The organism is Pseudomonas sp. s4, from assembly GCF_046764235.1.
GTDB classification, from domain to species: domain Bacteria; phylum Pseudomonadota; class Gammaproteobacteria; order Pseudomonadales; family Pseudomonadaceae; genus Aquipseudomonas; species Aquipseudomonas asiatica.
Map to the genome: position 1 here is coordinate 3,036,987 of NZ_CP177209.1, position 14,272 is coordinate 3,051,258.

General features: G+C 55.8%; 12 protein-coding genes. 9 read left to right on the plus strand and 3 right to left on the minus strand.

The genetic code is table 11. The annotated features are described in order from the left end of the window. Nucleotides 1–70 precede the first annotated feature (70 nt). The gene (locus ACK56M_RS14270; protein ID WP_029886795.1) at nucleotides 71–385 is read right to left on the minus strand and encodes a hypothetical protein; all 315 of its coding nucleotides are present in this window, start codon (nucleotides 383–385) and stop codon (nucleotides 71–73) included. A 259-nt stretch (nucleotides 386–644) separates the two neighbouring features. Here ACK56M_RS14270 and ACK56M_RS14275 point away from each other — a divergent pair, with 259 nt between their 5' ends. The 4 genes from ACK56M_RS14275 (at nucleotide 645) to ACK56M_RS14290 (ending at nucleotide 6,839) form a co-directional block, all read left to right on the plus strand. Further along, nucleotides 645–2,762: an ATP-dependent nuclease gene (locus ACK56M_RS14275; protein ID WP_223809656.1), complete on the plus strand. Its 2,118-nt coding sequence runs from the start codon at nucleotides 645–647 to the stop codon at nucleotides 2,760–2,762. Beyond that, nucleotides 2,759–4,762 (plus strand): UvrD-helicase domain-containing protein, encoded by a 2,004-nt coding sequence (locus ACK56M_RS14280; RefSeq protein WP_411959562.1) that lies wholly within the window; start codon nucleotides 2,759–2,761, stop codon nucleotides 4,760–4,762. Before ACK56M_RS14275 ends, ACK56M_RS14280 begins: the two co-directional genes overlap by 4 nt. A 75-nt stretch (nucleotides 4,763–4,837) precedes the next feature. Continuing rightward, on the plus strand, nucleotides 4,838–5,644 hold the full coding sequence (locus ACK56M_RS14285; protein WP_029886792.1) for a hypothetical protein: 807 nt from the start codon (nucleotides 4,838–4,840) through the stop codon (nucleotides 5,642–5,644). A 367-nt stretch (nucleotides 5,645–6,011) separates the two neighbouring features. Further along, entirely contained in the window at nucleotides 6,012–6,839 is an 828-nt protein-coding gene (locus ACK56M_RS14290; RefSeq protein WP_411959563.1) for a hypothetical protein, read from the plus strand. A gap of 405 nt (nucleotides 6,840–7,244) precedes the next feature. On the opposite strand, the gene ACK56M_RS14295 is transcribed toward ACK56M_RS14290, so the two are convergent. After that, entirely contained in the window at nucleotides 7,245–8,153 is a 909-nt protein-coding gene (locus ACK56M_RS14295; protein WP_029886790.1) for a LysR family transcriptional regulator, read from the minus strand. A gap of 102 nt (nucleotides 8,154–8,255) precedes the next feature. On the opposite strand from ACK56M_RS14295, the gene ACK56M_RS14300 reads away from it, so the two are divergent. Continuing rightward, complete coding sequence (locus ACK56M_RS14300; RefSeq protein ID WP_411959564.1) at nucleotides 8,256–9,008, plus strand: SDR family NAD(P)-dependent oxidoreductase; 753 nt, start codon at nucleotides 8,256–8,258, stop codon at nucleotides 9,006–9,008. Nucleotides 9,009–9,070: 62 nt separating this feature from the next. On the opposite strand, the gene ACK56M_RS14305 is transcribed toward ACK56M_RS14300, so the two are convergent. Then, on the minus strand, nucleotides 9,071–9,655 hold the full coding sequence (locus ACK56M_RS14305) for a hypothetical protein (protein WP_411959565.1): 585 nt from the start codon (nucleotides 9,653–9,655) through the stop codon (nucleotides 9,071–9,073). Between the two features lie 321 nt (nucleotides 9,656–9,976). Here ACK56M_RS14305 and ACK56M_RS14310 point away from each other — a divergent pair, with 321 nt between their 5' ends. The 4 genes from ACK56M_RS14310 to ACK56M_RS14325 all read left to right on the plus strand — a co-directional run bounded on the left by ACK56M_RS14310 (nucleotide 9,977) and on the right by ACK56M_RS14325 (nucleotide 13,839). Then, a complete protein-coding gene (locus ACK56M_RS14310; protein WP_029886787.1) occupies nucleotides 9,977–11,143 on the plus strand; it encodes a hypothetical protein in 1,167 nt (388 codons plus the stop codon). 183 nt (nucleotides 11,144–11,326) lie between these two features. Next, entirely contained in the window at nucleotides 11,327–12,235 is a 909-nt protein-coding gene (locus tag ACK56M_RS14315) for a LysR family transcriptional regulator (protein ID WP_029886786.1), read from the plus strand. A gap of 103 nt (nucleotides 12,236–12,338) precedes the next feature. Continuing rightward, nucleotides 12,339–13,328 carry a zinc-dependent alcohol dehydrogenase family protein gene (locus tag ACK56M_RS14320; protein ID WP_029886785.1) on the plus strand — a complete coding sequence of 330 codons (990 nt, stop codon included), beginning with the start codon at nucleotides 12,339–12,341 and terminating at the stop codon, nucleotides 13,326–13,328. Nucleotides 13,329–13,536: 208 nt separating this feature from the next. Beyond that, nucleotides 13,537–13,839: a nucleotidyltransferase family protein gene (locus ACK56M_RS14325; protein WP_029886784.1), complete on the plus strand. Its 303-nt coding sequence runs from the start codon at nucleotides 13,537–13,539 to the stop codon at nucleotides 13,837–13,839. The last annotated feature ends 433 nt before the right edge of the window (nucleotides 13,840–14,272 follow it).

Here is a 14,272-nt window from a genome sequence, read left to right on the forward strand (position 1 = left end):
GAGCTGATGATCTTAGCTGCCTTAGCCGACCGTCTGCTAAGTCAAAACCCTGTCGCTCTCTCATGGCCGGCTACGAGGCACTCAACAGTTTTTCAAGCTGCGCATGCTCCCAAGTGCTCAATAACTCTACAGGGTCAGTGCTGTACGACTGCGACGAATTGAAAACGTACGCGCGGCCATCAGGGCTGTAGCAGCTGTCGCAGTAATCGAGGGCGTCGCAATCGTTGTAGAACGTGAGCACCCAGCCATCGGCCTCGACAGTCATCAAGCCACAGTAGATTTCAGCCCACGACTGCTGGCCAATGCGGCGCATCGTGCGAACCCCTAGGGCAACGTCTCGCAGGATTTGATAGGCCTCGCGAGCTGTTAGTGGTTTTGCTGCCAAACGGGAATACCTGTGCACATTGGGGCTTTCGGCCTGTTCGCGCCCGGCCTGGGCCGACAGCATGGTAAATGAAACTTGGCGTCTTGGGCGGGTTACGCGGCCATCAATTAGGGCTGAACTGATACCCGCGACGGCTACACGACCAGGCGGGTATGCCGAATGACCAAGCCCCCGGTAGGAACCGGTCGAATCGTCTAGCCCCAGTGGATTTTTCATGGCATATAGCTAGCACATCCAGGGAGGGATGGTGTCGGCCAGGTTGACGCTCAGCAACCCTCTCCCTGCCACTGAATCAGGTGAGGGCAGCGCTGTGCATCTTTCGGCTTTGAAAATCGAAAACTTCCGCCAGTTCGGCCAAGGCGGTCATGCGTTGAACATCCAGTTCAACGAAGGGGTGACTGCCCTCGTAGGTGAAAACGATGCGGGCAAAACCGCAGTCATCGATGCGATTCGCTACGTACTGCAGACACGTGATGCTGAGTATCTGAGGCTTCAGATCGAGGACTTTCACATCGCCAGCGATGGCACCCAGGCGGAAGCCATCACTCTCAGGTGTACGCTGGAAGGACTGAGCTCCGCGGAACTCGGCGCTTTCGCTGAGTACGTGACCTACAAGGATGGTGTTGGGAGGCTCTACGTTCACTGGTCGGCTCGCCGCATCGTTGCCTCTGCCTCGACTCGTAAATGGGTCGACATCTCGATTCGTTCGGGTGAAAACGGAGAAGGCCCGTCCTTGGACGTGGGTGTACGGCAACTACTGGCCACCGCGTACCTAAAACCGCTGCGCGACGCAGAACGAGAGATGTCGCCGGGCAGAAACTCCCGCCTGTCTCAAGTACTCAGTAGTTTCCCGAATATTGACGCCGGCAGCGCCTTTGATCCTGCGGCGCTTCCAGCTGACCTTGCTGACGCTGAGGCCCTCAGTATTGCAGGTATGGGCGACTATCTTCGCCATCTGGTGAACAGCCACGGCGCCATCGTCTCCGCGCAGAAGGAAATCAACGACACCTACCTGCGTCCGCTCTCCCTTGCTGGCCAGCCACTGACAAGTCGCATTGGTTTCGGGGAGGCGGGAACGGATCCCGCCAAACTCAAACAGATCCTGGAGCGTTTGGAGCTGGGGCTGTTGGATCACGCCACAGGTCAAGCCCGCGGCGTTTATGGGCTGGGCTCGAACAACGTGCTGTTCATGGCCTGTGAGCTACTGCTGCTCGGTAAGGAGCCCGACGGACTTCCGTTGCTCCTCATCGAAGAGCCAGAAGCGCACCTACATCCTCAGCGCCAGCTCCAGTTGATGGAGTTTCTTGAGGCTGCGGCTCAGCCAGCTACAGGCTTGAGGCAGGTTCAAGTCATATTGACCACGCACAGCCCCAACCTGAGTTCGAAAATTCCGTTGCAGAACCTGGTTCTGATGCAGCGGCAGCAGGCGTTCTCCCTTGCAGAAGAGCAAACCTGCCTTGCTCCTGACGACTATCGCTTCCTCAGCCGCTTCCTAGACGCGACCAAAGCGGGTCTGTTCTTCGCCAAGGGATTGCTGGTCGTAGAAGGCGATGCCGAAGCCATTCTGTTGCCGTCGCTCGCTCGGCGACTTGGCAAAGATCTCACCAAGCATGGCGTATCGATCATCAACGTGGGCGGTGTTGGTTTGCGGCGCTACTCGAAAATCCTGCAGCGAAAAGACACCTCCAAGGGCGAGATATCCGTGCCTACAGCCTGCATTACGGACATGGACGTGATGCCGGACTGTGCCCCCGAGATTTTGAGTCTAAAGGGAGTAAAAGGGGCTGCATGGCCAGACAAAGCCGATCGACGCTGGCGCGCGATGAAAGACTTCGGTGCCACACCGCTTGACCTTGAAAAAGGACTCAAGGATCACCGCGACAAGCGAGCAGAAAGTGACGGGCAATGTGTGCGCACATTCGTTGCGGATCACTGGACGCTTGAGTACGACCTGGCGTTCAAGGGGCTTTCGAAGGAAGTCCACCATGCCGCATACCTGGCCATCAATGAGGAAAAGATCGACGAAGGCAAGGAGACCAAGGTCACGCTGCTGAAGAAGGCGCGAACAGCTTTCGACAAGATCCAGACGACCTATGCCACCGAGGATGCAAGGTGTTCCGCGATCTACAAACTGTTCAAAAGAGCTTCTAAAGCGATCGCAGCCCAGCACCTGATCGATTTGATCGACCAGCGGTTTGAAAACAAAACCCTGGACGCCACGACGCTGCGTGGGCTGCTGCCCACTTATGTTGTCCACGCGATCGAGTACGCAACCGGAGGTGCCGCACTGACCACAACCTCCAGCCCGGCTCACACTCTCGTGGTGTCGGCAGCACCGGCAGGCTCAGCTGATCCGCTGGAAGAGGTCGCCGAATGACGCTTAGCCAACTGGTTGCCCCCATCACTGATGCCGATGTGGATTGGGTCATCAAGCTCATGGGGCTGGAAACGCTGGACGAGCCTCGTCGTGATTTCTTGAAATCCATGGATACCATCGATGTAGCGGCTTGCCCGGGGAGCGGCAAAACGACCCTGGTCGTGGCGAAATTGGCCATCCTGGCTCGCCATTGGAAGAGCCGTATGCAGGGTATCTGCGTGCTTTCACACACCAACGCGGCCAGGGAAGAGATCGAGAAACGCCTCGGCGGTACGGAAGTAGGTCAACGGCTGCTGCGCTTCCCTCACTATATCGACACCATCCATGGTTTCGCCGGACGATTCTTGGCTTCACCATGGCTGCGCTCGAAAGGGATTGCACTGCAGGCCATTGACGATGACCTCACGCATAAGGCACGCCGAAGAAAGCTGACGGATAGCGAGCATTTTGGTGCTAAGACGGCCTTTGAGATGAAGCACAAAAGCCTCCACAGCTTGCGAGTCCGGTCTGCTGATTTCGATCATCCACTGGGGGATGAAGAAATCGGTTTTGCGCCACACACCGCCACCTACAAAAGTGTGGTGAAATCGCTGAGCGGCGCTGCCAAGGCAGGTTATTTCTGCTTCGATGAAGTGTTCGTGCTGGGCCACGCCTTACTCGACCAAGAGCCAGCTGTGGGCGGCGCATTGCGTCTGCGCTTCCCGTGCGTGTTGATCGATGAGATGCAGGACACCCAACCTGACCAGGCGGGCATACTGCAACGGGTTTTCCCCCACGATGACCCAGATGTTCGCGTCATCCGCGTTGGCGACCCAAACCAGGAAATCTTCGAGAAGAAGACACCACAGTCGGATCCGTTCCCTGACCCAAAGCGTCAGTTGGAGATCGCCAGCAGCTTCCGCTTTGATCAGGCCATTGCGTCGATTGCCAACCCGTTTGCCTATGTCCCGATCACAGATGGCTTGAAAGGGCTGCGGGCTGAAGGCGAACCCAGCACCATCCCGAACACGATCATCGTCTTTCCGGACAAGGATGCAACCGGAGTGCTGGACGAATTCGGCAAGCTGGTGCTGAAACATCTACCGGAAGATATCCGCGAGAAGGGTGTGTTCGCCGTCGGCGCCGTGCATCGGCTTGAGAACTTCAAGCCCAACCAGTACCCGAAAGCCTTGGAGCATTATTGGCCATCCTATCGGTCTGACACGACCAAGACGTCGTTCAAGCCCCGCACGTTTGCCGAGGGCGCACATATCGCGCGCCGCTATGCGATGAAGGAGCCCACGGCCAATTCAGCCGTTGAGCTTCTGGCCTCGTGTCTGATCAACCTCGGTGAGTTGGCTTTCCCTCGTAGCCTAGTTCAGATACGAGGTCGGCACCAAGCCGCTGTACATGAGAAATTCACGACCAAGCCCGAAGCCTTCGCTCGGTACCGCGAGTGTCTCCAGCAGATGCTGTTTGTGCCGTCCGAAATCACTCAGCAGGACTGGGTCAAGGTCATCGCACCGAAACTCATGGCGCTGGCTGCCGCGCTCTATGATTCTGAGGGTGTGGCAGCTGAAATCCTGGGCCGCCAATACCTTGCTTATGAGCCGGCTCCGGTTGCCACCGAAGCCGGAGAAACAGGGGGATCCCTTGTAAACACCTACCGTTTCCAGGATGTCTCCGCCGGCGTCGATATCCGGATGTCATCCATTCACTCGGAAAAGGGCAAGACACACGCAGCGACGATAATCTTGGAGACCTTTAGGGGCAGCCACTTCATCCAGAAACTCATGCCATATCTAGAGGGCAAAAAAGCAGCTGCCAAGAGGCCTAAGGAAACAGCGAAGAAGGACATGATGCTGATGTACGTGGGGATGACCCGTCCGTCGCACATGCTGTGCTTGGCCATACGCCAGAGTTCATTGGGGGAGGGTGCTGCAGGGGAAAAGCGAAGGGTGGCGCTTGAAAAAGCTGGCTGGTCGATTCTGGAGCTTGCAGCGTCAGCGCCTGCCCCTTAGTCGTCCACCGCCACTATGCAGACAGCAAAACCAAATTCTTCGCCATGAATGAACAACAGCAAGGATGCCGCAACAATGAAACCTGAGATGTCTGAGTTTTCCTACGGCTTCGCTTTCACCAACGAGCTGATCACAGCGCCTGGCGCTCATGTTGTGGCTGCCCCCGAGTTTCCTTCACTGCAGAAGGAGGGAAAACCGGGTGGTGGCTACGACGTCAAGATTCCTTTCGGATCGCCACTGTTTCTGCAGTTCAAGCTGAGCCATCGCTTGGAGCGCACGAACTGCAAGGAATACAACCTGATGGGGGGCGCCTACTACCGTTGGCACCTCCATGCGTTAAGGCATTCCGCGCAGCATGATTTGTTACTGGAACTGGAAAGCACGGGCAACGAAGTCTATTACGTGGCCCCTGCGTTCCATCTAAGCGCCGAGCTCAACACGCATTACCTGTCGAAGCAGATCGTCGACAACTCGTTAGGGTTCCGCCCCAATGATATAGGCGTGCTGCCTGATGATGATGAGCACTACGTCGTGTTCAATAGCCACCCTGTGGCCTACCGATGTTCGGATGACCCATCGCAAGTCAAAACCCACATGATGAGTGATCTTCTAGGTACCTCCCGGGATCAACGAGCCACCCGGGATCTGGATGAGGGCGGGATTCGCCAACTTGGTCAGTTGATCGTCGATGCGCTTCGTAAAAGCAGAAGCCGGCGCCTCATCGGGCACAAGTCGGTCAATCCAGATGAGGTCGCGCGGGCAATCGATGGCCAGCCTACGCTTCGTACGCTTGCATTTATTTCGCGCACAGTTCTGGATTCCGAACTGCTCATCGTCAGAAATGAGCCAACGGCGAAGCGCATCCTTCGCAAGCGAGGGTAGGTTGGTAATGCGTCGTTTGGGCCCTGGACTCCAGCTGCGGTCTTGAAGGACTCCCCACGACCGAGCAAATGTTGAGTACTGGGGGAGCCTCGTACGCATTCGGCTGGGCAACCCACTGCCTACCCATGTACACCGTGCAGTTGACGCGATGAAACGTTATCACCAGGCTCAGGCAAATGGTGTAACGGGTACTGAGCTGGAGCGCCTGCCACATGAACTGATGAGGCGGCGCGCAGCATGTGCAGGGCGAACGCATTGCCGCTCCAGCCCTTGCAGTTGCGGCAATCCTCATATGATGATGGCGCTTTGAAATCGCGTAAAATCTCGTACCTTGGTCAATGCAAGGTCTCGTTGTGCGAAGGACAGCATGAGAAAAATTACGAAAAAGCAAGTGGTCGGCGCCAGTGCAGCAGTGGTAGTTGTTGTGCTGACGGATAAATACCTGTCTCACGTAGAGGAACGAAATCGGTACGCCTATAACGCTTCCGTAGTTGCGAAGCTACCAGTACTGCCGTTCGAATCCAAGGAGCTTAGCGTCCAGGAAAAAGCTGAGGCGATGGATATCTACGATCCACAAAATCGCATTCTGGTCACTGCTGGTCTGGCGAAAAAGTACCAAAGATTTGAATTCGAGAAGGAGTACAAGACTTTCCTGGAGTCTGGACAGGAAAAGCCAAAGGATAAATTTGAAGCCAACCGGCGCTCAACTGAGAATCGTGTGGCTGCAGAGGAGGCTTTCACTCGCTACCAGATGAAGTTCGCGAAAGCTCCACCAAAGCTCATGACAGGAAACACGTCGATCCGTTTCGGAGACTATGACTTCGATAATCACTCGTTTCTCGTCAGCGATATCGGTAGAACCAGCGGGCCTTTTCCTGCTGCCATGTTTAGAAACGTTGGCAATCCAGGCTTAGTGCGTGGCCCTGGCACCAGCAGCTTTGAGCGTCTGGCCTCGGCGACAAGGGCCTATAGCGTCTCCAGCCGCACCTGGCGCGTGAGTGAGGACATCGCCAAGGACATAGACACTGAACGCTTCGAGGTCTATGCCAAGAGCTATTTTGAGACTATGTACTCGACCTCGGAGGGAGATGGCTTGATGCTCTACTGCATTCAGATGGATCTGTTCGCCGACCCAGCGATGACGATTCCCTTGGGATCTCAGGGGTGCAATAGCCTTAATGTGACGATGAACTGATTTCCCACAATCTCCCAGCAAGCTCTTTCTAACCCTCTCAATCAATAGGCGAGGGCAGGTATTCTGGGAGTGTATCGGCGTTGGAGGAGTTCCGCTTGCCATGGGCTGAAGTGCGGACTGATCGCCGGCGCCGCGCCCCAATTCGGGGGTAGGCCAATCGCTGCTTCGGGCTCGAAGAGGCCGGCTGGATCGTTGCTAGGCCTTCTATATTCTGTTTGTATAACGGGCCTTACGAATGTGGCTTGGAGGTGGCTAGGGAACCACGGGCAATTCACTCATCCGACACGGATGGCTCAACGGAGTAGCTCAGACAATCGAGTTGGATGAGGTAGCCGACAAAGGAGTACACATGTACTCCTTACGACAGCTTCTGACAAAATCCCCCCAGCGCCTGCTTGGGACTGACTACCGCCAGGCTGGGCTTGAAAGGTGTTCCGCAAAGAAATCAGAAAGGGCCTGAACTTTTCTCGGCCGTGCACGTGCTGATGGCGTTACGAAATACAGACCGCCTTGCGTCATGCGCCACTCAGGCAGTATGTGCTGTAGACGTCCATCGGCTAGGTATTCGGCGACGATGAACTCCGGAAGCTCAGCTATCGCAATCCCCGCCAGCAAAGGCTCGACCAATGCATCGGAGTTGGTGACACGTAGCGGGCCGCGCGGTGTTACATCCTGCTCGCCGCCATCACCGTGGGTGAAGCGCCATACCTGACTGCGCGCTCGATAGGCGTAGCTCATGCACGCATGAGCAACCAAATCACGTGGATGACTTGGATGGCCATGCCGAGCCAGGTACGACGGGGCTGCTACCAAGTACTGGGTTACTGAACAAATCCGTCGGGCAACCAGTGAGGAATCGGGGAGGGCAGCGATCCGCAATGCGGCATCGAAACCATCAGCTACCAGGTCGACTGTTGAATCCGATAGGTGTAGATCCAGCTCAAGTCCTGGGTAACGCTCCAGTAACTCGGGAAGCAACGGCGCGACCCAACGCAAGCCGAACGACATTGGTACGGCTAAACGCACCAATCCCCGCGGCTGCACAGATAGCTCCTGAGCTTCGCTTTCCATTTCCTCAGCCTGGCGATACAACGCACTCGCTTGATCAACCATGCGCTGGCCAAACTCGGTCATAGAGAGTTGGCGTGATGTCCGGTTAAACAGACGACCGCCAAGGCGCTCCTCTAAGCGTGCAACCGCCCGGGACACCGTAGGTACCGACACACCCATGGCCCTGGCGGCCGCCGCGTAAGAGCCCTCTTCAGCCACTTTGGCGAACATAGCCAGTCCTTCAAAATCCGGAATCCTTGGCATTTCAAATCTGCAATGATGTCTTTCAAATGATTCTATTTTGAAAAAAGTCTGCGGTCGATACGCTTCTCCCACACCGATCACAACCTCAACGGGAGAAACATCATGAGCAAAAAACTTGAAGGCAAAATCGCACTGGTTACTGGCGGCACTACCGGCATCGGCCTGGCCACTGCTAAACGCTTTGCTGAAGAGGGCGCCCACGTTTACATCACCGGCCGCCGCCAGGCTGAATTGGACAAAGCGGTGGAGCTGGTGGGCAATGCCACCGGTATTGCCGTTGACTCCACGAAGCTCGAACAGCTGGATGCCCTGTACGCCCGCATCAATCAGAACCATGGGCGGCTCGACGTGTTGCTCGCCAACGCCGGCGGTGGTTCCATGCTGCCTTTGGGCGAGATCACCGAGGCCCACTACGACGATACCTTTGACCGTAACGTGAAGGGCGTGCTGTTCACTGTTCAGAAAGCGCTGCCACTGCTGGCGCATAACGCATCGATCATTCTTACGGGTTCTACCGCTGGAAGCTCGGGTACCGCAGCGTTCAGCGTGTACTCAGCATCGAAGGCCGCTGTCCGCGCCTTTGCTCGTAGTTGGATTCTGGATCTCAAGGATCGCGCAGTAAGGGTCAACACCCTCAGTCCGGGCGCGACTCGCACTCCCGGCCTGGTCGACTTGGCTGGCCCAGATGCAGAACAACAGCAAGGTCTGCTCGACTACTTGGCTTCGCAAGTACCATTGGGGCGAGTCGGAGAGCCCATCGAGATTGCCAACGCCGCAGTGTTCCTCGCAAGCGATGACTCAAGCTTCGTAAACGGAGCTGAACTGTTCGTAGACGGGGGGCAGGCACAGATTTGACGCTGATGATCTGCGAGAGGAAGGGGGATCGCCCCCCTTCCTTGCCGCACTCAATCTCGAGCTTAGCGTTTCAGTCCGCGGCGCAGCATGTCAGCTTTGACCTTTTCGTCGATCAGCTCGTGGGGAGGGTTTTCTGCCACGAGGTGCTTCTGATCAAAAATGTCCGGGAAAAATTCTTTGGCCAATTCAACTGGCACGGCTGCACTTGAGTGCCAATACCTAAGCCATGCGATCAGTTCTTGGGCATCGCTGAGAAGGTAGAGCGGTTGAGGGTTGCGCGTACGAAACGCCTCTATCCGAGACCTACCAAACCCAGTCCTCGCCTCACGGACTTCATCGCCTCGCTCATCCCATCCAATCCAGTAAGAATCGAAACCTACATCGTCATCATCATCGGCGACCATTCGGACATGGCTAGCCTGCGGAGGTGGAAGCCGAGCAGCACAGATTTTTCGCATGATCGCGTCATGGATGTGAGCGGCTGTGTCTGCTGGTGCTTTTTCGAGGTTTGTTTTGAAATGATGATAGTGGGCGAATCCTAGCAGCTTCGCTTTGAACTCAAGGGTTTGGGCGTGAGTGAGGTGCTGTGGGACATCGGCAACCTCCATTGATTTGAAGGCGCTGAGAATGAATTCGGTGGTAAACATGGTCGCATGACTCCACTGTCATGGCCTTGATAGCGCATACGCACTTCGCTGAACATGCTGCTTGCTGAGCCGGCCACAGGGAGTTATGTGGTAACCGAAGAACCGAGATTTCCCACGCAGCAGGGAGGTTCACGGCAAACCCTGCAGATTAAACTAGCAAAGTGTCCTTCACCCATGCAAGCCCTCTAGGCCGATGCTCAATGCTTCCCAAGCTGAGCATGAGTTGAATGTCAGCGTCTAAGACCTAGCTCAGAACAAGCTGAAGCTAACGAGCTAACCTTGGCAGGACAAAAGTTGGAGAACCTGCTTGGAGACGGCTAGATGCACAAGACAGTTTCTTTCCCGGCCCAAGAGCTTTTCGAGAAGGTTTGGTCGACACCTGTCCTGACGCTCGCACGAGAAATAGGTGTCTCAGACGTTGCGCTGGGTAAAGCCTGCAGAAAGGCGGGTATCGCTGTCCCTCGCCGCGGCCATTGGGCAAAACCAGCAACGAAACGACCGAAAAAACCTGCTCCACCAACCTCTAACGAGCTGGTGTCATTTCGTGTGCTAGACCGCACCTTGTTCCCTGAAAAACTGGCGTCCGTAACCGAGGAAATACCTCCGCCACCCAAAGTCACGATCCCTGACAGTCTTGTCGATCCACATCCACTCGTAGACCGCTGGCGGAAGACGGCACAGAAAGCCAAAGCGATTGAAGGAAGGCTGGCGCTCCAGCAAGACAACGTGCTCAACACCAGGATCTCACCAGCACTCATCGATCGCGCCGCGATCCTCCTGAACACGCTGATCAAGCACACCGAGACCAATGGCTGTAGGTGGGCCGTATTCAAACAGCAGACGACGGTTACCTTCGACGGAGAAACGGTCTACGTAACACTGCGAGAAAGGTTGCTGAAGCAAGAGCTGCCACCGCCGCCACCAGACCCAAAGCCGAAAAAAGTCTGGACTCTAGACCTCTCACGCATGGGGATGCCTAGGTATGAGTTTCTCTCTACTGGAGAGCTCACCTTGATTCTCAGGGAAAGCCCAGACTACGGGCCGCAGAAAACATTTTCCGACGCGAAAACAGGAAGAATTGAGGACAAAATCCACCTCTTCATCCCGGGCTTAGAGGCTCTCACCAAGAGAATCAAGGTATCTCGCGAAGAATGGGAAGAGAAAAGGCGCCGCGACGAGGAGGAGGAAGTCATCCGCAAGGCTCACGCGATCAAGTCGGAGCAACAACGGCGCCTGCGAAAGCGCTTGGTGCGCAACCTCGAGCACTGGGAAAAAGCCAAAAGGCTGCGGTCTTTTGTCGACGCGGTGGTCAGAGACTGCCAGGCAGAAGCTGACCAGGTCGAAGCATGGGCGGAATGGGCGCGCCAGCAAGCCGCGCTCTTAGACCCGTCAACATCGCCCGCCACCATTTCTCTCGACTGCCAGATTGAAAGCTATTTCACTGGATACAGGATTGCGAAAGATGAGGACGATTGGTGGGAACGCTAGAAGGCGGTTAGTCCAACCTATACGCTCTAGCGCTAGTTCCAGAAAGCCGCTGCCCAGCAGGTGGATGCCATCCTGTCGCGATCGCCCATCTTCCCAATCTGGCGACAACGGCATTTCACGCTTCAGACTGTGATTGAATGGTAGGCGACTGCTTAACTGAGCAGCATCTACCTGGAGCTATGAATGGATGTGCTGAATGCGATGCAAGTGTTCGTGAGTGTTGTGGAGACGGGTAGTTTTACCAACGCTGCACAGTCACTTCACATGCACCGGCCATCGGTGTCAAAGACAATCCAGCTCCTTGAGCAGCGACTTGATGGACGACTGCTCAACAGGTCTACACGCAGTCTCAGCATGACCCCAGAAGGTGAGGCGTTTTACCATCGGTGTAAGGCCATCCTCGACAATGTCGGCCAGGCGATGGCTTCGCTGAGTGATCGTCCAGAGCGATTGATCGGGAAGCTGCGGGTTGACTTGCCGGTGTCGGTGGGCCACCTGCTCATCATTCCGTCACTGATGGAGTTCCAGCAACGCTATCCTGGGATCGAGTTGACGCTGGGTACCAGTGATAAGCCAATCGACCTCATCAGCGAAGGCGTTGATTGCGTCGTGAGGCTTGGCGCCTTGGAAGATTCCAGCTTGATCGCCAGTGGGATTGGCTATCTACCTATGGTGACGTGCGCCTCTCCAGCGTATCTGGCGCGACATGGGGTACCCGAGCAAATAGGTGATCTGAGCAAACACCTTGCGGTCAACTACTTCTCCGGCAGCAATCCTCGCACGCTGGAATGGTTGTTTGTTGACGGTGAAGAAATCCACACCGTTCGGGTCAAGTCAGCAATCAACGTGAATGACACTCAAGGCTTCGTCGCATCAGCCTTGGCGGGGTTCGGCCTGATCCAAGGCCCTGCGCTCAATGTTCAGGCTCATCTTGATTCCGGCGCGCTGGTGCGGGTAATGCAGCACTGTCCAGTACCTTCAAAGCGTGTCTCGATCCTGTACCCCCACCGCGAGCTGATGCCTCCAGCGGTCGATGCCTTCGTAGTATGGCTGCGGTCGCTAATGGCTGAAAAGGGCTTGAACCAGCCTTGATTGGTAATTTCAGGGATACCAGTCTGTAACTCGTGCGTGTCTTTTTCTCCGGCTTGCAGCTCAGTAATTTTGCCCTTTGAGCATTCGCAAGAGGAACAAAGACATGTCTAAGGTTGTTCGATTCCACCGTCTTGGCGGCCCTGAGGTTCTTCAGATTGATGAGCTTGATGTCAGGGCTCCAGGCCCAGGTGAGGTGAAGATCAAGGTCAAGGCGCTTGGGCTCAATCGCGCGGAAGCGATGTACCGCTCCGGCCAGTATACCTTTACTCCCGACATGCCCGCGGCCCTGGGCTATGAGGCAGCAGGCACGATTGAATCGGTCGGAGAGGGCGTGAGCGAGTTTGCCGTCGGTGATGAAGTGAATGTAATCCCGGCCTTCTCATTTGCGGATTACGGCATGTACGGCGAAACCGTTGTCGCGCCGGCGCATGCCTTGGTGAAGCAGCCAGCAGGGCTGTCTTCAGTAGAAGCTGCTGCTACCTGGATGAAGTACGTCACCGCTTATGGCGCGTTGGTGGATATCGGCCAGCTACAGAAAGGTGAGATTGTGCTGATCAGGGCTGCATCGAGCAGTGTGGGGCTGGCAGCTATTCAGATCGCCAATTCCCTTGGCGCCATTCCGGTAGCTTTGACCCGTACCTCGGAGAAGCGCCAGGCTCTTGTGGACGCAGGGGCAGTGCACGTGATCGCAACCGCTGAAGAGGATCTGGTCGCCGCTGTAGCTCGCATCACAGACGGGAAGGGTGCACGCATGGCCTTTGACCCCGTGGGTGGCCCTGAGGTGGGAAACATCCTGCGATCACTGTCTTTCCTAGGGATTTTCTTCCAGTACGGCGCACTAGAGACGTCTGACATCAGCGTGCCAGTGATGGAGCTGCTCGGCAAAGACTTGACCATCCGCGGTTACCAGCTTTTCGAGGTTACCCAGGATGAGGCTCGGCTGAACAGGGCCAAGGCGTTCATCACCGAGGGCCTGGAGAACGGCAGCTTGCGTCCAATTGTCGGCAAGGTGTTCAAGTTCGACGAGATCGTAGAAGCACACCGGTACATGGAGTCAAACAGCCAGGTAGGCAAGATTGTTGTAGAGCTCTGAATTGATCATGGCCCGGGCGAATGCAATGTCTGCCCGGACATAGCAGAAGCGGCTCGTGTATGTAGGTAGTCAGCGGTGGATGTGCGTCGCTGGACAGGTGTCCTATCGGTAACTCCGCCACTAGACACGCGACGCCGTAGTAGGATTGCGGAAACCCGTCGACGACCACACGCCGTTTGAGCACCTAGAGTACGAAAGGTGACCCTGCATGAAACCATCCGACGCCATCCAAGGGAAAACCAAGGAGATTAAGCAAGCTGTCGAGTCCTACGGTTTCGTGGACGTCCGGATATTCGGCTCCGTTTGCCGCGGTGAAGACAGGGAGGGCAGCGACCTCGACCTCCTTGTGACCATACCAGCTGAGCGGGCAGGGAAGATCTCTCTCTTCGACATCTTGGATCTTGAATCGAAGTTGGAGGAAATGCTGGGGGTACCGGTTGATATGAACGTGGCGAACAACATACCTGACCACCTCAAACGCGAGGTGGAGCGCTCAGCCATTCTCCTATGATCGGGCGATGCGGCCCGCTCCGTGGGGTGTCGGAAGCTTTCTATTCGAAGAATTTGATTATTTTTCGTCCCCCCCTTGAAATCAATTTTTAAAACCGGAGCTTTCTAGTTTGTAGTCAAAAGCAAAGCAGCGGTGTCCCAGCCACCGCGCATTGGGCATGCACCACACCTGCTAACAGGTTTTCGGTTTTGCCTTTTAGATTTTCGCTGTTGAGCGAAGCCGATTTTTTGGGCTGATTTTCTCTAGGAAAGTCAGAGATCAGTTCGCTCCGCTCCCCGAGCAATACTGGTCGTTTTTTGCGGGCCTGTAAGGCCCCGGCTTTGTTTTGCCCCCAAAAAACATGTGAATAACCTTATTTTTTAAAGGTTATTTGTGCACTCACCAAGGTGGATTGCTTGGCCTCTGCCATAGGGTATAGTACCGTCGCTCAGAG